Source organism: Ramlibacter albus, assembly GCF_014297445.1.
In the GTDB taxonomy this organism is placed as follows: domain Bacteria; phylum Pseudomonadota; class Gammaproteobacteria; order Burkholderiales; family Burkholderiaceae_C; genus Ramlibacter; species Ramlibacter albus.
Window position 1 is genome coordinate 118,850 of the sequence record NZ_JACORU010000002.1, and the last position, 16,960, is coordinate 135,809.

General features: G+C 68.4%; 23 protein-coding genes. 13 read left to right on the forward strand and 10 right to left on the reverse strand.

The features are described 5' to 3' along the window. The first annotated feature begins 76 nt into the window (after positions 1–76). On the forward strand, positions 77–316 hold the full coding sequence (locus tag H8R02_RS07390) for a hypothetical protein (RefSeq protein WP_187080744.1): 240 nt from the start codon (positions 77–79) through the stop codon (positions 314–316). Between the two features lie 52 nt (positions 317–368). Here the strand turns inward: H8R02_RS07390 and H8R02_RS07395 are convergent, their stop codons facing one another. Both H8R02_RS07395 and H8R02_RS07400 read right to left on the reverse strand, forming a co-directional pair. Beyond that, a complete protein-coding gene (locus tag H8R02_RS07395) occupies positions 369–695 on the reverse strand; it encodes a hypothetical protein (protein ID WP_187080745.1) in 327 nt (108 codons plus the stop codon). Between the two features lie 61 nt (positions 696–756). Next, entirely contained in the window at positions 757–1,059 is a 303-nt protein-coding gene (locus tag H8R02_RS07400; protein ID WP_187080746.1) for a DUF2917 domain-containing protein, read from the reverse strand. A 65-nt stretch (positions 1,060–1,124) separates the two neighbouring features. Between H8R02_RS07400 and H8R02_RS07405 the strand changes: the two genes are divergently transcribed. Next, positions 1,125–2,147: a LysR substrate-binding domain-containing protein gene (locus tag H8R02_RS07405; protein ID WP_187080747.1), complete on the forward strand. Its 1,023-nt coding sequence runs from the start codon at positions 1,125–1,127 to the stop codon at positions 2,145–2,147. Here the strand turns inward: H8R02_RS07405 and H8R02_RS07410 are convergent. Both H8R02_RS07410 and ku read right to left on the reverse strand, forming a co-directional pair. Next, a complete protein-coding gene (locus H8R02_RS07410; RefSeq protein WP_187080748.1) occupies positions 2,089–2,820 on the reverse strand; it encodes a hypothetical protein in 732 nt (243 codons plus the stop codon). The genes H8R02_RS07405 and H8R02_RS07410 overlap by 59 nt on opposite strands. Then, positions 2,817–3,782 (reverse strand): non-homologous end joining protein Ku, encoded by a 966-nt coding sequence (gene ku / locus H8R02_RS07415; RefSeq protein ID WP_187080749.1) that lies wholly within the window; start codon positions 3,780–3,782, stop codon positions 2,817–2,819. Before ku ends, H8R02_RS07410 begins: the two co-directional genes overlap by 4 nt. 157 nt (positions 3,783–3,939) lie before the next feature. Here ku and H8R02_RS07420 point away from each other — a divergent pair, with 157 nt between their 5' ends. Then, positions 3,940–4,305: a VOC family protein gene (locus H8R02_RS07420; RefSeq protein ID WP_187080750.1), complete on the forward strand. Its 366-nt coding sequence runs from the start codon at positions 3,940–3,942 to the stop codon at positions 4,303–4,305. Here the strand turns inward: H8R02_RS07420 and H8R02_RS07425 are convergent. Both H8R02_RS07425 and H8R02_RS07430 read right to left on the reverse strand, forming a co-directional pair. Continuing rightward, on the reverse strand, positions 4,302–4,475 hold the full coding sequence (locus tag H8R02_RS07425; RefSeq protein ID WP_187080751.1) for a hypothetical protein: 174 nt from the start codon (positions 4,473–4,475) through the stop codon (positions 4,302–4,304). The genes H8R02_RS07420 and H8R02_RS07425 overlap by 4 nt on opposite strands. 42 nt (positions 4,476–4,517) lie before the next feature. Further along, a complete protein-coding gene (locus H8R02_RS07430) occupies positions 4,518–4,964 on the reverse strand; it encodes a hypothetical protein (protein WP_187080752.1) in 447 nt (148 codons plus the stop codon). Between the two features lie 84 nt (positions 4,965–5,048). Between H8R02_RS07430 and H8R02_RS07435 the strand changes: the two genes are divergently transcribed. Together H8R02_RS07435 and xth are read left to right on the forward strand one after the other, a co-directional pair. Next, on the forward strand, positions 5,049–5,288 hold the full coding sequence (locus tag H8R02_RS07435; RefSeq protein ID WP_187080753.1) for a hypothetical protein: 240 nt from the start codon (positions 5,049–5,051) through the stop codon (positions 5,286–5,288). Positions 5,289–5,300: 12 nt separating this feature from the next. Beyond that, the gene (xth, locus tag H8R02_RS07440; RefSeq protein WP_187080754.1) at positions 5,301–6,140 is read left to right on the forward strand and encodes an exodeoxyribonuclease III; all 840 of its coding nucleotides are present in this window, start codon (positions 5,301–5,303) and stop codon (positions 6,138–6,140) included. Here the strand turns inward: xth and H8R02_RS07445 are convergent. Then, positions 6,076–7,227, reverse strand: coding sequence for an aromatic ring-hydroxylating oxygenase subunit alpha (locus H8R02_RS07445; protein WP_187080755.1), 1,152 nt, complete (start codon positions 7,225–7,227; stop codon positions 6,076–6,078). The genes xth and H8R02_RS07445 overlap by 65 nt on opposite strands. Before the next feature lie 155 nt (positions 7,228–7,382). On the opposite strand from H8R02_RS07445, the gene H8R02_RS07450 reads away from it, so the two are divergent. Continuing rightward, on the forward strand, positions 7,383–8,039 hold the full coding sequence (locus tag H8R02_RS07450; RefSeq protein WP_187080756.1) for a nucleotidyl cyclase domain-containing protein: 657 nt from the start codon (positions 7,383–7,385) through the stop codon (positions 8,037–8,039). On the opposite strand, the gene H8R02_RS07455 is transcribed toward H8R02_RS07450, so the two are convergent. After that, positions 8,036–8,569 carry a DUF924 family protein gene (locus tag H8R02_RS07455; protein WP_187080757.1) on the reverse strand — a complete coding sequence of 178 codons (534 nt, stop codon included), beginning with the start codon at positions 8,567–8,569 and terminating at the stop codon, positions 8,036–8,038. The two genes, H8R02_RS07450 and H8R02_RS07455, sit on opposite strands and share 4 nt — an antisense overlap. Positions 8,570–8,636: 67 nt before the next feature. Next, positions 8,637–8,810: a hypothetical protein gene (locus H8R02_RS07460; RefSeq protein WP_187080758.1), complete on the reverse strand. Its 174-nt coding sequence runs from the start codon at positions 8,808–8,810 to the stop codon at positions 8,637–8,639. A gap of 181 nt (positions 8,811–8,991) precedes the next feature. On the opposite strand from H8R02_RS07460, the gene H8R02_RS07465 reads away from it, so the two are divergent. Genes H8R02_RS07465 through H8R02_RS07475 form a run of 3 tightly spaced genes read left to right on the forward strand, consistent with a single transcriptional unit; the run spans position 8,992 to position 11,943 of the window. Beyond that, positions 8,992–9,969, forward strand: a complete 978-nt coding sequence (locus H8R02_RS07465; protein WP_187080759.1) for a tripartite tricarboxylate transporter substrate binding protein — start codon at positions 8,992–8,994, stop codon at positions 9,967–9,969. Position 9,970: 1 nt separating this feature from the next. After that, the gene (locus H8R02_RS07470) at positions 9,971–10,441 is read left to right on the forward strand and encodes a tripartite tricarboxylate transporter TctB family protein (RefSeq protein WP_187080760.1); all 471 of its coding nucleotides are present in this window, start codon (positions 9,971–9,973) and stop codon (positions 10,439–10,441) included. A gap of 2 nt (positions 10,442–10,443) precedes the next feature. Further along, positions 10,444–11,943 carry a tripartite tricarboxylate transporter permease gene (locus H8R02_RS07475; RefSeq protein WP_187080761.1) on the forward strand — a complete coding sequence of 500 codons (1,500 nt, stop codon included), beginning with the start codon at positions 10,444–10,446 and terminating at the stop codon, positions 11,941–11,943. Here the strand turns inward: H8R02_RS07475 and H8R02_RS07480 are convergent. Further along, positions 11,940–12,839, reverse strand: coding sequence for a crotonase/enoyl-CoA hydratase family protein (locus tag H8R02_RS07480; protein WP_187080762.1), 900 nt, complete (start codon positions 12,837–12,839; stop codon positions 11,940–11,942). The genes H8R02_RS07475 and H8R02_RS07480 overlap by 4 nt on opposite strands. 81 nt (positions 12,840–12,920) lie before the next feature. Between H8R02_RS07480 and H8R02_RS07485 the strand changes: the two genes are divergently transcribed. From H8R02_RS07485 to H8R02_RS07500, 4 genes are all read left to right on the forward strand, one after another. Further along, positions 12,921–13,205, forward strand: a complete 285-nt coding sequence (locus H8R02_RS07485; protein ID WP_187080763.1) for a hypothetical protein — start codon at positions 12,921–12,923, stop codon at positions 13,203–13,205. 67 nt (positions 13,206–13,272) lie between these two features. After that, positions 13,273–13,731 (forward strand): CHRD domain-containing protein, encoded by a 459-nt coding sequence (locus H8R02_RS07490; protein ID WP_187080764.1) that lies wholly within the window; start codon positions 13,273–13,275, stop codon positions 13,729–13,731. A 115-nt stretch (positions 13,732–13,846) separates the two neighbouring features. Then, on the forward strand, positions 13,847–16,006 hold the full coding sequence (locus H8R02_RS07495) for a YgiQ family radical SAM protein (protein WP_255429221.1): 2,160 nt from the start codon (positions 13,847–13,849) through the stop codon (positions 16,004–16,006). Positions 16,007–16,138: 132 nt separating this feature from the next. Further along, positions 16,139–16,957: a beta/gamma crystallin-related protein gene (locus H8R02_RS07500; protein ID WP_187080766.1), complete on the forward strand. Its 819-nt coding sequence runs from the start codon at positions 16,139–16,141 to the stop codon at positions 16,955–16,957. Positions 16,958–16,960: the final 3 nt, after the last annotated feature.

Genomic DNA, 16,960 nt, shown 5'->3' on the forward strand with positions numbered 1-16,960 from the left:
AGGGTAGGCGCGCTCCTGAGCGCGCGCGCGCGCCGCACCGACAGCGGCGCGCACACCCCGGCGGCACACTGGCCGCATGACGGACCCGAGGACACAACGAGAAGCCGACACCGTGGTCCTGCCGCGCGAGACCCACGAGCTCGTGGTGCAGGCCCTCGAGGAGGCCACGCGGGCGCTCGAGGGCACGCACCGGCTGCGCGCCACGCGGCACATCTTCGTCGAGGAAGGCATCCGCATGACCGCGGACAACTCCTTCCAGATCAACCACCGCAACCCCATGCTGCTGATGAAGCTCGCGAGGCGGCTGCTCAAGTGAACTCGCCATGAAAAAACCGGCCCGCGGGCCGGCTTCTCCATGGCGGCGCGGCTTATTTCTTGGCCGCGTCGGCAGGCGCCGCGGCCTGCTTCTCTTCGTTCTTTTCCTTGCCGGTCTTGATGTCGACGCTCGGCACCTTGATCGTTTCTTCCTTGACGCCGACCTTCGGCACCAGGACCTCGGCCTCCTTCGTCTTCACGTCGACGCTGGGCGGGGTGACGTCGTACTTGGGCAGGGTGACGTCGCCTTCCTTGGTCTTCGAGACCTCGTACTTCGGCACTTCGAGGTTGCCCTCCTGCGTCTTCTTGACATCGCAGCCCACCAGGGCCACGGAACCGGCGGCCACGAGGCCGGCAATGACGATGCTGACGTTGCGCATAGCTATCTCCCTTACGGTTTGAACGTGAGGAGATTCTGCGCAGCCCGGCGTGGCCTGCCTGTCAGACCGCGACCTGAGCCGTTGTCCGCACCGCGCCAACCGATGGGGTACGCACGGCCCGTGGATCTGCAGGTTGCAGTGCCACGACGGAGACCTCGAAGGCGTACACCACCGTGCGGCGGCCAGCCGGCGCGCGGAAGGTGTCGCCGGTCTCCAGCACGTAGTCGCGTACGTCGTCGTCCAGGGTGACCCACACGCTGCCGCGGGTGCAGGTGATGAGCGTGTCGACGCTTTCCGTGAGGGCGTGCAGGCCGCGGGGGCCGAAGTTGAGCAGCTGGCGGTTCATGGGGGTGCCTCTTTGCATGCGTGGTGCAAATGACTATGCTCGCCGCTGGCTCACCTGACAAACGCAAATCCGGAATCCTTCGCATGCAAGACAGGAATGTGAAGCTGCCCCGCTCGCAGCGCCTGCCGCTGGAGCTGCTGCCCGCGTTCGAGGCCGCGGCGCGGCGGCTGAGCTTCACCGAGGCGGGGGCGGAGCTGTTCCTGTCGCAGTCGGCGGTCAGCCGGCAGATCCAGCAGCTCGAAGCGGCCCTGGGCACGCCGCTCTTCGAGCGCAGGCACCGCTCCCTCGTGCTGACCGAGGCGGGTGCCGTGATGCAGCGCGCGGTGAACGACAGCCTGGAGCGGCTGAACGACGCGGCGGCGCGCGTGCGCACCGCCACGCCGATGCGGCAGGTGGCGATCACGTGCACGGCGGGCTTTGCGTCGCTGTGGCTCATCCCGCGGCTGGCGCGCTTCACGGCGTCGCATCCGCAGGTGGACGTGCGCATCTCCGCCACGTCGGAGATGCTGGACCTGGAGCGCAGCCACATCGACGTCGCGGTGCGCTTCGTGGCCGCGAGCGTGGGCGTCGGGCCGCAGCTGTTCGAGGAAGAGGTGCAGCCGATGTGCTCGCCGGCGCTGCTGCGCGACCCTCGGCGCCCGCTGAAGACGCCTGCGGACATGGTGCACCACACGCTGCTCGCGGTGGAGATGCCGGGCGGCGAGGCGCTGACGGTCGATTGGGAGCCGTGGTTCCGGCTGATGGGGCTGGAAGGCGTGCAGATGGCGCAGAGCATGCGCTTCACGCAGTACGCCGATGCCGTGGGCGCCGCGGTGGCGGGGCAGGGGATCGTGATCGGTCGGCTGCCGTTGCTGGCGGACCTCGTGAAGGAGGGGCGGCTTGTCGCGCCGTTCCGGGGCGCGGCCTTTTCGCGGCGAGGTTATTTCGTGACGCTCTCGAAGCGTGCGGAGGCGAACGCGGATGCGCGGGACTTCCGGGATTGGCTCGTCGCCGAAGCTGAACAGGCGCGCGCGAAAGCCGCCGGCGCCGCCGCGCCTGCGAAGGCTTCTACCGCGCTGCCACGTCCTGCGGCGCGGACCAGCCGCGCCCGGCCTCGTAGCGCGTGACCTGCGCGCTCGTGCCGCCGAAACCGCTGGGCCATTGCAAGGTCACGTTGCCTTCGTTGTCCATCACCAGTTTCGGCCGGACGGCGGAGTTCAGGCGCCGCGGCAGCACGCCGGGGATGACTTCCGGCGGGCTCCAGCCGCTCGCCGGCTGCCAGCGCGCGTAACGCAGGCTCTGGATCTCGCCCAGCGTGTGGCGCCACACCGCCATCGCCTCGCCATTGGCGTTGGCGGCCAGCTCGAGGTCGCTCGGCTCCCCGCGGATCGTGTCGACGTCCTGCGGCGCGCCCCAGCCTGCGCCGGGCGCATAGCGAGAGCCTCGCAGGTGCCCGTCCTGGGTCCATACGGCCAGGGCGGCGCCGCCGGGCAATGCGGCCACTTCCACTTCGGCGCCCGCGGGTGCCGGTGTGCGCGGGAACCCGTTCGCACTCAGCGCCGTGCCGGAGCCGGGGAGCGAGAGCACGGACGAGGGTTGCGGAGTCGGCGTCGTTCCCCCGTACGAGCCGAGCACGGCCGTGTTGTTGGCGGTCGAGGCCATCGCCGGTGCGGGCGTGGTTTGCTCAAGGTCGCCGGGATGCGTGGCGAGTGCGTCGTAGTAACGCCAGCCGACGGCAAACGCCGTCACCGTCAACGCCGTGGCGGCGAAGTAGGCCAGGTTGCGGGAGATCCGCTTCATCGTGCGCGCCTCGCGGGTGCCTTGACGCTCGTGCGAGAGGTGGCCGGCGCCTTGCGGGCCGCGGCCTTGCGCACGGGCGCTTCGGCTTCGTCATTGGCAGCCGTTTCGCGGCGCGCCGCGGACTTCTTCGCCGCCGGCGCAGGCGCCGCAGCAGCGGACTTGCCGCGCAGGCTGCGCTTGAGCAGCTCGGTGAGGTCGATGACCTCCGCGCTCGCCGCACCCACTTCCTCGCCCGGCAGTGGCACCACCTGCTTCAAGCCGCCTTCGCGTGCCTTCTGGTCCACCAGCGCCATCAGCTTCTCGCGGAACTCGTCGTGGAAGAGGTCCGGCTGCCAGTCGCCGGCCATCGCTTCGACGAGTTGCTCCGCCATCTTCAGTTCCGCCGCGCTCACCGTGACGTCTTCACCGGGCCACGTGAGGCCGGCGGTGTCGCGCACTTCGTCTTCCCAGCGCAGCAGGTTCAGCACGAGGCCGTTGCCCGAAGGCATCAGCGCGGCGAGGTGCTGCTTGGTGGAAATGACGACCTTGGCGATGCCGGCCTTGCCCGAGCGGCGCAGCGTCTCGCGCAGCAGCGCGAAAGGCTTCTGCCCCGCGCGCCCCGCGGGCGCCACGTAATACGGCTTGTGCATGAAGACCGTGGGGATCTGCTCCGCGTCCACGAACGCTTCGATGTCGATCGTCTGCGTGGACTTCGGCAGCGCCGCCTTGATCTCGTCGGGCGAGAGCACGACGTACTGGTCCTTCTCCACCTCGAAGCCCTTGACGATCTCTTCCTTCTGCATCGACTCGCCGGTGGACTTGTCGACCTGCCGGTTGCCCACGCGCGTCATCGTCTCCTTGTTCAGGAGGTTGAACTTCATGCGGTTCTCCGCGGTCGCGGAGTGGAGGGTGACGGGGATGTGCACGAGGCCGAAGCTGATCGCGCCTTTCCAGAGCGTGCGTGAGCTGGTGGGGGCTGCCATGGCCTCACCGTAGGGCAGGGGCCGTCGACAAGGTGTAGGACGTGCAAGACAGCACGTGAAAGCGCTCGCAAGGGGTATCCCCGCGTAACGAGCGGTGTCGTCCTACTTGCCGTGCGGGCGCGCCCCGCGATAGTCGCGCCACAGGGAGAAACCACACATGCTGAAGTCCGCGCCGTTCTATGCCACCGTACCCGTGAGCAACCTGGAGCGGGCGCGCCGCTTCTACGAAGACACGCTGGACCTCGGCCCCGCGACGCCCGTGGGCCCCGCGCTGAGCTTCCCGTGCGGCAAGGGCACGACCTGCCTCATGCTGCAGTCGGCCGCGGCCGGCACAGGCTCATGCGCATTCTGGCAAGTCGATGACCTCGATGAGGTCGTGACCTGGCTGCACAGCCGCGGGCTGCAAGTGGAGCGGGAAGGATCGACCGCCTGGTTTCGCGACAGCGAAGGCAACAGGATGGCCGTGATGGGCCATCCGGCGCGCGCCGCGAGCGTTCGCGAGAAGGAACTGGTGGCGGCTTAATGCCCGCCCTTGTGGGCGCGCTTGCCGGGGTTCTTCTTGGTGCGGGTGGCGACGCCACGCGCGCGGCTGATCTTCTGGCCGCCGCCCTGGCGGGCGATCGTGTAGCCCTCCTGGGTGCGGGAGACGGCGGCGCGCTTGCGGTCGGCTTCGGTGACGAGTTTGTTGCCCATGTTCAGGTTCCTTTTGTCCTTGACTGGGCGCAATCATAGTCGCTAGGGGCAACCGGCCGCGCCCGGCGCGATGCCGCACAGCCCGTACGGCGCCATCAGGTTGGGCGTGACGTGCTGCAGGCGATTGCCGTTGTTGACCCAGCAGCCCGCCGCGTCGCACGACGAGATCGTCGGCCCGCGTTCGATCGGGACCGGGGGCGGCAGCGTCGGGATCGGCGGCAGGGGCGCACGCGGTTTCACTTCGATGACCGGTGGCGGCACGCGAATGGGCGCCTGCACCGAACGCGACGGACGCGCGGATGCGGCGGGCACTCCGAAGCAGGCGTTCGAAGCGGCGCGTCGCACGGTCTCGACATTCGGGGAATTCGCGGCGCGCGCCGATTCGAGCTGCGCGAGTGCGGCCGTGCACTCGGGCGACTTCAACGGGTCCTGCGCATTCGCGATCGATGCGAAGGCGAGCAGCGAGAGCAGGGCGATGCGCGGCAACATGGCTGGTTGGAGTCTCGGCCGTGGGGCAGGTTCGCGCGGCGGCGTCCGACATCCCCGCGCACAGTGTCTGCCTAAGCTGGCCGCATGAGCAACCGGAAAGACACGAGCCCCACGCGCGCGCAGCTGGGCGATTTCCAGACGCGCTCCGCGCCGGCCAAGCCCGACCATGGCGAGAACAGCGCGAGCGCGATCATCGAAGCGCCGCTGAAGCCCAGGCGCGGCCGCCTCGATGCACACGACTTCCCCGACGGTGGTGGCAGCGGCGGCGCCGAGGCGTTCAGCCGCAAGCGGCTGGCAAAGGCAAGGCGGGGCCAGGGGGCGTAGCATGCCCCAGCCATGAAGATCGCCACCTTCAACGTCAACGGCATCAAGACACGCCTGCCCAACCTGCTGGAGTGGCTGGCGCGCGAGCAGCCCGACGTCGCGTGCCTGCAGGAGCTCAAGGCGCTCGACGAAGGCTTTCCCGCCGCGGAGATTCGCGACGCGGGCTACCACGCCGTGTGGAAGGGCCAGCGCTCCTGGAACGGCGTGGCGATCCTGTCGAAGGATGAGCCGATCGTGGTGCGCCGCGAACTGCCGGGCGACCCGTCGGACGACCACAGCCGCTGGATCGAAGCGGCCGTGAATGGCGTGCACGTGTGCTGCCTCTACCTGCCCAACGGCAACCCGCAGCCCGGCCCCAAGTTCGACTACAAGCTCAAGTGGTTCGAGCGGTTGATCGAGCATACGCACCCGCTGGTGGACTCGGACCATCCCGTCGTCATCGCGGGCGACTACAACGTCGTGCCCACCGACTTCGACATCTACAACCCGCGCTCCTGGCTCAAGGACGCGCTGCTGCAGCCCGAAACCCGCGAGTGCTATGCGCGGCTGCTGTCGCAAGGCTGGGTGGACGCCATCCGCAAGCTGCACCCCGAGGAAGCGATCTTCACGTTCTGGGACTACTTCCGAAAGCACTGGGAGCGCAACGCCGGCCTGCGCATCGACCACCTGCTGCTCAATCGCCGGCTCGCGCCCGCGCTCAAGGCCGCGGGCGTGGACACTTGGGTGCGCGGCCAGCCGCACGCGAGCGACCATGCGCCGACGTGGGTGCAGCTCGATTTGAAGAAGGTCAAAGCCGCGACGCCACCGCGTCGTGGAACCAGGCCACGGCCTGCTCCATCCGCCCGACGGTGAGGTGCGCGTTCGCGCCGGTGCGCAGGCCCTTCTGGATGTTCACGGCGCAGTGGATGTCTTCCTTCTGGAACACGCCCTGCTCGATGAGCGAGAAGGTCTTTTCCCAGTGCGGTGTCCAGTCCGGCGTGCTCTTGTCCTTCGGCACCAGCATGCGGTGCGTCCAGCGCAGCGTCTCGGGCCCGGTGGGGTAGAGCGTGATCAGGCTCAGGTAGTCCGGGTGGAAGATCGTGATCGTGTTCGGGAAGATCACGTGGCTGGGCGTCGCGAGGCGGCGCACTTCGTCCGTGGTGGACGGCATCGGCCCTTTCGCATCCACCCGCTCCTGCGCCGTGCGCCGCGCGACCAGCGACGAAATGTGCGGGCCATGACGCTCGGCGGCGGTGATGCCGTCGGTGAAGAAAGGCGCGATCGTGTCCCGGTGCAGCACGCGGATGTGGTACGGCTCGAGGAAAGCGTCGACGATCAGTTTCCAGTTGGCCGCGTATTCGGCGTCGATGGTGCGGAACAGCTGCAGCGACTCGATCTCGTGGAACGGCAGTTCGTCGTTGAGGCCGCCGAGGAAATCATCGAGGTCGATGGCCGCGCCCGGTGAAGGCACCACCCACACGAGCCCGTGTCGCTCGGCACAAGGCAGGGCTACGAGGTCGCGTTCGCCTTGAGCGCACGGCCCGAACGCTTCCGCGTGGAGCATGTGGCGCAAAGTGCCGTCGAGGCGATAGGTCCAGCCGTGGTACGGGCAACTGATGGCCGGCTTGTCCTGCGCCTGCGCATGCTGGACGAGCCGCATGCCGCGGTGCCGGCACACGTTGAGGAAGGCGCGTGCGCGGCCGTCGGCATCGCGCGTGAGCAGCATCGGCACGCCGTACGCATCGTGCGCCAGCGCCTGGCCCGGCGCGAGCTCGCTCGAGTGCGCCGCGATGAGCGGCAGCTTGCGGAACAGCTGTTCCACCTCCGCATCGCGGATGCCGCTGTCGTAGTAGCGCTCCACCGGGATGTGCCGCACCTCGTCGCCCCAGCACGGGCTGCGGTCCGCGCACTGGCGGCGGATGCTTTCGAGCTGCGAGGCAAGCGCGGAGGGCAAGGCCATGGCCGCCTTGTAGCGCGAAGCCGCGCAGGGCGCTGTCACCTGCAAACGGCTGAGCCTAGGCAATTTCCCTAAGGACCGGGTCGCAATTGCCTATCGCTTCCCTGCATCCGGGTGGTCTCATCACGTCACCCATAAAAACCGGAGGAGTAGACCGGATGACGACCGCCCGCACGGAAACCGACTCGGCACGGCGCGAAGCGCTGGCCGAGAAGCTGTCGCCGCACCTCACGCCCGAAAAGTGGCGCGCGGTGTTCCATGGCACGGACCCGATCACGTTCGACGAAGCCGTGGTCACGACGCTGTACGCGGAAACGACGCTGATGCCCGGTTGGGGCGACCCCGAGCGCGATGGCTTCGTCGCGGAAGTGGAGCGCCTGGCCGCGCGGCACGGCGGCGAGGTGGACCTGTTCGTCTGGGGCGCGTCGGTCGTCGTGCTCCAGGAGCCGCACGCCGCCGTGCGCATGGCGCTGGACCTGCAGCGCGGCGCGACCGCGTCGAACCTGCGCATCGGCGTCCACACGGGCGAGGCGGTGATCGCGAGCTTTGCCTGCAACGGCATCGCCTGCCGCACGCTCATCGGCGCGCAGGTCGGACGCGCCGCGAAGGTGGCGGCGAGCGCAGCCAAGGGCAGCATCGTCATCTCCCCCGACACCTACGTGCTCGTGCACAAGGAGCTCCATGACGAGGCCGCCGGCTGCCTGCTCACCGAGGAGTTCTTCCACGACTCGCGCATGGCGCAGGCGCTGATCACGCCGGCGCCCGCACGCGGCGCCGCGGACCTGAGCACCTTCGCGGGGCTGGGCCTGACCTAACCGGCGAAGCCGCCTTCCTGCAGGAAGGTCTCCTCTTCGGGCGTGTTCGCGCGCCCGAGGATCGCGTTGCGGTGCGGGAAGCGGCCGAAGCGCTCGATGATGGCGCGGTGGTGCTTCGCGTAGCGCAGCGGCTCGCCACCCACGGCTTCGTTCAGCTGCACGCTCAGGTCGTGGTCCGCCAGCGACTCCGAATGCATGAAGGGCAGGTAGAGGAAGCCGCGCAGCTGCTGCTCGACCTGCTTGTCGAACCCCGCAGCGACCGCAGCACGCGCAACTTCGCGCGCCTTCGCGTCGGTCGCGTACATGCGCGGGGTCGCGCGAAAGCAGTTGCGCGGGAACTGGTCCAGCAGGATGAGGAGGGCGAGGGCGCCTTCGGCGCTCGACTGCCACGCATCGAGTTCACCTCGCGCGGGCGCTTCATGCGCCGAAAGGAAACGCGAGCGGAACTCGGTGTCGAAAGCATCGTCCTTGCGGAACCAGCGTTCGCGGCCGGCGGCGCGCCAGAAGTCGAGGACGTCGGTGGGGCTCATCGGCGCGATTGTGTGGGCAAAAAGAAAAGCGGGGCCGCAGCCCCGCTGTTTTCGAGTGCACGAACGATCAGCGACGGTCCTGGCGCTGCTGGTCTTGCTGGCGCTGCTGGTCCTGCTGCGAGCCGGACTGCTGCGAGCCGCTCTGCTGCGAGCCGCCTTGCTGGGAGCCGCCACCCTGCTGGCGCTGCTGCTCCTGCTGGCGATCCTGTTGTTGTTGACGGTTCTGGTCCTGCTGTGCCATGAGGTCTCCTTTGGGTTGCATTGGCCCGCCCGATGCGGGCCACACAACCAATCTAGGGACGCCGGCTGCCACGTCATGTCGGACAACAGCCCCCAGGCTGTAGGCGGGTTCCCCCTAGTCCCTGCCGAGCCACGCACAGGTAAATTGGCTGAGTTGTCTGACAACTCAGCAGGAGACAGAGATGCCGTTTCGTCGCACGCTCATCAAGTCCGCCGTGGCCGCGCTCGCGCTGGCCGGCGCCGCATTCGGGGCCCTGGCGCAGAACTATCCCGCGCGGCCCATCACGCTGATCGTGCCGTGGGGCGCGGGCGGCGGGACCGATGCGACGGCGCGCATCATCGGCAGCCTGCTCGAAAAGGAAATGGGCCAGCCCGTGAACGTGGTCAACCGCACCGGCGGCAACGGCGTGGTGGGCCACGCGGCCATCGCTTCCGCCGCGCCGGACGGCTACACGATCGGCATGGCCACGGTGGAGATCGCGATGATGCACTGGCAGGGCCTCACGGAGCTCACGGGTGCGTCGTACACGCCGATCGGCCTGGTGAACGCGGACCCGGCGGGCATCCAGGTGCGCGCCGACGCGCCGTACAAGAACGTGCAGGAGCTGCTGGCCGCGATCAAGGCGAACCCCGGCAAGCTCAAGGCCTCGGGCACGGGGCAGGGCGGCATCTGGCACCTGGCCATCGCGGGCCTGCTGCGTGACCAGAAGATCGACCCCGCAGCCGTCCCCTGGGTACCGAGCAACGGCGCCGCGCCCGGCCTGCAGGACATGGTGGCCGGCGGCGTGGAGATCGCGCCGGTGTCGCTGCCCGAAGCGCGCTCGCTCATCGACGCGGGCAAGGTCAAGAGCCTCGCGGTCATGGCAGACAAGCCCGCGTCGCTGTACCCCAACGTGCCGACGCTGAAGGCCGCCACCGGCAGCGACTGGCAGATGGCCGCGTGGCGCGGCATCGTCGCGCCGAAGGGCATCCCCGCCGACGTGCGCGACAAGCTCGCCGGTGCGATCCGCAAGATCGCCGCGAGCAAGGAGTACAACGACTTCATGGCCAGCCGCGGCTTCGGCGTGATCTACGCGGGGCCCGACGACTTCGCGAAGTTCATGGCCAAGGCCGACGCCGACCTCGGCGCGACGATGAAGGCCGTGGGCATCGCGAAGTAAGGTGAAACTCAACGACGCGGTTTTCGGGCTGCTCGTCTTCGCGCTCGGCGCCGCCGTGCTGCTGGGCGTGCAGGGCTTCCCCAAGATCCCCGGCCAGCCGGTCGGCCCTGCGCTGTTCCCGGGGCTGATCGCCGTCGGCCTTTGCGTGACGGGCCTCGTGCTCGTGGTGCAGGGCTGGCGCGGGCGCGTCACGCAGCCCTGGCTGCAATGGGACGACTGGGTGCGCTCGCCGCGCCACGTGCTCGGCTTCGCGGCCGTGATCGTCGGCACCGCGTTCTACATCCTCGCCGCGAACAAGCTCGGCTTCCTGCCTTGCGCCGTGTTCGTGCTCACGGGCCTCTTCTGCATCCTGCGCATGCCCGTCGGCCGCTCCGTGCTGGTGGCGGTGATCGCAGCACTCGCCATCCACTTCGCCTTCTACAAGCTGCTGCGCGTGCCGCTGCCTTGGGGCGTGCTGCCCATCCTGTACTAGCCATGTGGAACGCCGTCCTGCAGGCCTTTGCGATGGTGTTCGAGCCGTACACCATCTTCGTGATGATCGGCGCGTCGCTGTTCGGGCTGTTCGTGGGCGCGGTTCCGGGTCTCACGGCGACGATGGCGACGGCGCTGCTCGTTCCGGTCACATTCTTCATGCCGCCGATCCCCGCGATCGCGGCGATGGTGACGGCGACCGCGATGGCGATCTTCTCGGGCGACATCCCCGGCTGCCTGCTGCGAATCCCGGGTACGCCCGCGTCCGCCGCGTACACCGACGAGGCGTACGCGATGACGCGCAAGGGCGACGCGGAGCTCGCGCTGGGGGCAGGGCTCGTGTTCTCCGCAGTTGGCGGCCTGTTCGGCACGGTGGTGCTGATCGTCGCGGCCCCGGCGCTGGCGGAGTTCGCGCTCAACTTCAGCTCGTTCGAGTATTTCTGGCTGGTGCTGCTCGGCCTGACGTGCGCGGTGTTCATCACGTCCGACCAGCCGCTCAAGGGCATCGTCACGCTGTTCCTCGGGCTCCTCGTGGCGTGCGTGGGCCTGGGCAATCCCGCGGGCTATCCGCGCTTCACCTTCGGCAACGCGGAGATGACCGGCGGCATCGGCATGATCCCGATGATGGTGGGCATGTTCGCGGTGTCCGAGGTGCTGCGCTACATGGTGGACACGACCCCGAAGGCCGAACTGGTGGTCGAGAGAGTCGGCAACGTGATGCGGGGCCAGTGGGAGCTGGCGAAGAAATACCCGGTGCAGATCCTGCGAGGCAGCGCGTTGGGCACGGCGGTCGGGGCGCTTCCCGGGGCCGGCGCCGACATCGCGGCGTGGATGTCGTACGCGATGAGCAAGAAATTCTCGAAGGAGCCGGAGAAGTTCGGCACAGGGCACGTGGAGGGCATCGTCGAGTCCGGCTCGGCCAACAACAGCGCGCTGGCCGGCGCGTGGATCCCGGCGCTGGTGTTCGGCATCCCGGGCGACTCGATCACCGCCATCGTGATCGGCGTGCTCTACATGAAGAACATGAACCCCGGGCCGACTCTGTTCACCACGAACCCGCAGAACATCTACGCGGTGTTCCTGCTGTTCATCGTCGCCAACATCATCATGGTCCCGCTGGGCATCCTGTGCATCAAGGTCGCCAAGCGCATCCTGCAGGTGCCGCGCGAGATCCTGATGCCGGTGATCCTGCTGTTCTGCATCGTCGGCACCTTCGCCATCAACAACACGGTGTTCGACGTGGCGATCATGCTCGTGGCCGGCATCGTGGCCTACGTGCTCGAAGCCAATCGCTTCCCCATCGCGCCGGCCATCCTCGGCGTCGTGCTCGGCGGCATGCTGGAGGAGAACTTCATCACCTCGATGATCAAGTCCAACGGCAGCCTCACCGCGTTCTTCTCGCGCCCCATCGCTCTCGTGCTGGCCGTGATCACCATCGTGGTCTGGCTCGCGCCCGTCGTCATGCGGTTCGTGCGCAAGCCCCCCGCACCCGCCGCCGCTTAATTGGGGTCAGATTCCAATTTCCGCACGAGTTCGCGAGCTTCGTCACCCTCCGGGATCGGCCGGCCGCTGTCGCGCCACTGCACGGCGGCCTTGAAGCCCTCGGCCTGCGCATAGCGGCGGAACCACATCCCCTCGGGGTTGTGGCGGGTGATGCCGTCGAAGATCGTCGCCACCTGCTGGCTCTGCTCGAGGCCCATCGCGAGCATCACCTGGTTGACGACGATCTTGTGCATGGCGAGGTGCCCGCGCGGCACGCCCGCGATGCGCTCGGCGAGCTTCATCGTCGCGGCTTCCAGTTCACTCGCGGGCACCGCCTCGTTGGCGAGCCCCCAGTCGGCGGCCTTGCGCCCATCGATCGTGTCGCCGGTGAACATCAGCTGCTTGGCTCGCGTCGGCCCGAGCCGGTAGGTCCACATCGCGGTGGTGGGGCAGCCCCACACGCGCGTGGGCATGTAGCCGATGCGCGCGTCCTCGGCCATCACGAGCAGGTCGCAGCACAGCGCGATGTCACTGCCGCCCGCCACCGCGTGGCCGTGCACCTTGGCGATCGTCGGCTTCATGCTGCGCCACAGCGCCATGAAGTCCTCGGTGTTGCGCTTCATGTACGCGTAGTCGACCATCGGGTCCCAGGGCTGGCTTTCCTGCTGGCACGGGTGGTCGATCTTCCCTTCGCCGAACTGCGACAGGTCGTAGCCCCCGCAGAAGCCTTTGCCCGCGCCTTCGACCACGATCACGTGGATCGAGTCCTCCGCGTTGGCCCACTCGACCGCGGCGCGGATCTCGCGCGGCATCGCATCGTTGATCGCGTTCAGCCGCTCCGGCCGGTTGAGCAGCAGCCGCGCCACGCGCGGGTTGGACGCATCGGGGCCGATGCGCAGCGTGCTGAACTCGGGCATCGCTCGTCTCCTCGTCAATGGATGTGCAGGCAGTGTAGGGGTCCTACATGCGTGCGCGTGTCGCGTGCGTAGACTGGTTGCATGAGCACATCGACGAGCATCGGCCCCGGTCCCGGCAAGGGCGGCAACGAAGACCACGGCAACGCCGACGGCCTGGGCAACAAGACGCTGGGCGAGCACGCGATGCCAGAGCCCGAGGTCGGCAATGAAGTGACCGACGACGCCGCGCCGGACGTGCCCGCGGGCTCACCCGGCGCGAAGCCGAAGCCCGGCATCGCGAAGGGGCCGAACTCGTACCCCGACGGCCCCAATGTCGAGGCGAGCCCCTGGGAGCTGGACGCGGCGCGCGGCAAGCTGCCCGAGTAAACACGGACGCCACGCGCTCGCGCCGCGCGGCATGATCGGGGTTCCGACAAACCACAAGGAGCCAACGATGCCCACTCGTCGCAGTTCACTCATCCTTGCAGCCACGCTCGCCGCCGCGGCGCTCGCCGGCTGCGGTTCGATGCAGTCGAGCCAGCCCGCCGCTTCATCCTGGATGAACCTCACTGCCCAGCTGACCGGCGCGCAGGAAGTGCCGCCCAAGCAAGTCGCCGGCACCGGCACGGCCGACGTGCAGTTCGACCGCGACACCGGCACGCTGCGCTACACCGTCACGTACAGCGGCCTCACGGGCCCGCTCACCGGCGCGCACATCCACGGCCCTGCCGCGATGGGCGCCAATGCAGGCATCGTGGTGCCGTTCGCCAACGGCGCGTCGCCGATCCGCGGCGAAGCCAAGCTCACGCCCGCGCAAGCCGGCGACCTGATGGCCGGCCTCTACTACGTTAACCTGCACACCGCCGCCAATCCCGGTGGAGAAATAAGGGGACAGCTCGCGATCAAGCGCTGAAGAGCGGTGGAACTTTAGAATGCGGGGCCGGTCCAATCCGGCCCCTCGCTTTTTCCCCAGCCGCCGCCCGGCCGTCCGAAGGCGGCGCATCGAAGGGCGCAGCCCGGAGATTTATTTGACTTACGCCCCCATCGACGTGTCGCAATTCGCGCGTGCCGCGAAGCCGCTGACCAGTTACCGCAAGTACTGGGCGCACCGCTTCGGCCCCGCGCCCTTCCTGCCGATGAGCCGGAAGGAAATGGACCAGCTCGGCTGGGACAGCTGCGACATCGTCCTGGTGACGGGCGACGCGTACGTCGACCACCCGAGCTTCGGCATGGCCGTGATCGGCCGCGTGCTCGAGGCGCAGGGCTTCCGTGTGGGCATCATCGCGCAGCCGGATTGGCAGAGCGCCGAGCCGTTCAAGGCCTTGGGCAAGCCCAACCTGTTCTGGGGCGTGACCGCCGGGAACATGGATTCGATGATCAACCGCTACACGGCAGACCGCAAGACGCGCAGCGACGACGCGTACACGCCCGGCGACGTGGCAGGCAAGCGGCCCGACCGCGCGGCCATCGTGTACAGCCAGCGCTGCCGCGAGGCGTTCAAGGACGTGCCGGTCATCCTCGGCGGCATCGAGGGTAGTTTGCGGCGGATCGCGCACTACGACTACTGGTCCGACAAGGTGCGCCACAGCATCGCGCTCGATGCGAAGTGCGACCTGCTGCTGTACGGCAATGCCGAGCGCGCGATCGTGGAGATCGCGCATCGGCTGGCGGCGAAGGAGCCGGTGCACCAGATCACCGACGTGCGCGGCACCGTGTTCATGCGGCGCGAGACACCGGAAGGCTGGATCGAAGTCGACTCGACCGAGGTCGACCAGCCGGGGCGCGTGGAGGAGCATGTCAGCCCTTACGCGATGATCTCCGAGAAGACGTGCGACGACGGCACCGCGGACGCGCCGAAGACCGTGCAGTTCGCGCCTAACCCGCGCATCAAGCTCAAGCGCGACACGACCGTCATCCGCCTGCCGTCGTACGAGCAGGTCAAGAGCGACCCCGTGCTCTACGCGCACGCCAACCGCGTGCTGCACCTCGAAACCAACCCCGGCAACGCCCGCGCGCTCGTGCAGGCGCACGGCGAGCGCGACGTGTGGCTCAACCCGCCGCCCATTCCGCTCACCACGGCGGAGATGGACCACGTGTTCGACCTGCCGTACGCCCGCGCCCCGCACCCTTCCTACGGCAACGCGAAGATCCCCGCGTGGGAGATGATCCGCTTCTCGGTGAACATCATGCGCGGCTGCTTCGGCGGCTGCACGTTCTGCTCGATCACCGAGCACGAGGGCCGCATCATCCAGAGCCGCAGCGAGGACTCGGTGATCCGCGAGATCGAGGAGATCCGCGACAAGGTCGAAGGCTTCACCGGCGTCATCTCCGACCTCGGCGGCCCCACGGCCAACATGTACCGCATCGGCTGCAAGTCGCCCGAGATCGAGGCGGCGTGCCGCAAGCCCAGCTGCGTGTACCCGGGCATCTGCTCCAACCTCAACACCGACCACAGCGCGCTGGTGCACATGTACCGCCGCGCCCGCGCCCTCAAGGGCGTGAAGAAGATCCTCATCGGCAGCGGCCTGCGCTACGACCTCGCCGTGCAATCGCCCGAGTACGTGAAGGAGCTCGTGCAGCACCACGTGGGCGGCTACCTGAAGATCGCCCCCGAGCACACCGAGAACGGCCCGCTGTCGAAGATGATGAAGCCGGGCATCGGCAGCTACGACAAGTTCAAGGCGATGTTCGAGAAGTACTCGAAGGAGGCGGGCAAGGAGCAGTATCTCATCCCGTACTTCATCGCCGCGCACCCCGGCACGAGCGACGAGGACATGATGAACCTCGCCGTGTGGCTGAAGAAGAACGGCTTCCGCGCCGACCAGGTGCAGACGTTCTACCCCAGCCCCATGGCCACGGCCACGGCGATGTACCACACGACGAAGAACCCGCTGCGCAAGGTGGGCCGCGCAAGCGAAACCGTGGACATCGTCAAGGGCGAGCGGCGCCGCCGGCTGCACAAGGCCTTCCTGCGCTACCACGACCCCAACAACTGGCCGCTGCTGCGCGACGCGCTCAAGAGCATGGGCCGGGCGGATCTCATCGGTAACGGAAAGCATCACCTCATCCCGACTTTCCAGCCCCTCACCGACGGCGGCTATGCGAGCCCGCGGCGCAAGAACTCCACGCCGCGCAAGGGGACGGTGCTCACGCAGCACACGGGGCTGCCGCCGCGCGCCAAGCGCTAAGCACAGCCGTTTCCGACGTAACTGCAGGGCTTGCGCCTACACATGGCGCAACACGTCTTTACCTAAGCTGAGTACGCGGCTGCCATCGTGCGGCCGTTGACCACTGGGACAGCTAGAAAAGGAGCCCTGACCATGAAACTCGTCGCCCGCGCGGCCATCGCTGCCGCTACCGTCGTCGTCGCATCCCAGGCGATGGCATCCATCACGTTCTACGAAGGCGAGGGCTTCCGCGGCCGCGCCGCCACGGTGGACAACGCCGTGCCCAACCTGCGCGAAATCCGCTTCAACGACCGCGCCGGCTCGGTCATCGTCGACCGCGGGCGCTGGGAGGTGTGCGAGCACGCCAACTTCCAGGGCCGCTGCGCACTGCTGCGCCGGGGCAACTACGACTCGCTGCGCAGCACCGGCCTGGAGTGGCAGATCTCGTCGGTGCGCCCGGCGGGCCAACGCCGCTATGACTTCGAACCGCAGGCATCGGTCGCGCCGGTGTACCAGTACCGGCAGCGCCCGGGCGAGCGCACGTACGAAGTGCCCGTCGCCTGGTCGCGCGCCGTGGTGACGCAGCAAGGCAGCCAGCAGCGCTGCTGGGTCGAGAAGCAGCAGGTGCCGGTGGCCGCGCAGTCCAGCAGCAACGCGGGCGGCGCCATCATCGGCGGCATCGTCGGCGGCATCCTGGGCCACCAGGTCGGCAAGGGTTCGGGCCGCGATGCGGCAACCGTCGCCGGTGCCGTCACGGGCGCGGTGGTCGGCAACAACGTCGCCGGCGGCGGCAGCAGCCAGCCGGGCTATGCCACGCAGGACGTGCAACGCTGCGAGAACGTGCCGACGACCGCTGCGCCGGCGTACTACGAGGTGGCGTACAACTTCCGTGGGGCGGAGCACCGCATCCAGATGGCCGCGCCTCCCGGCAACACGATCATCGTGAACGAGCGCGGCGAACCGCGGATGTAACGC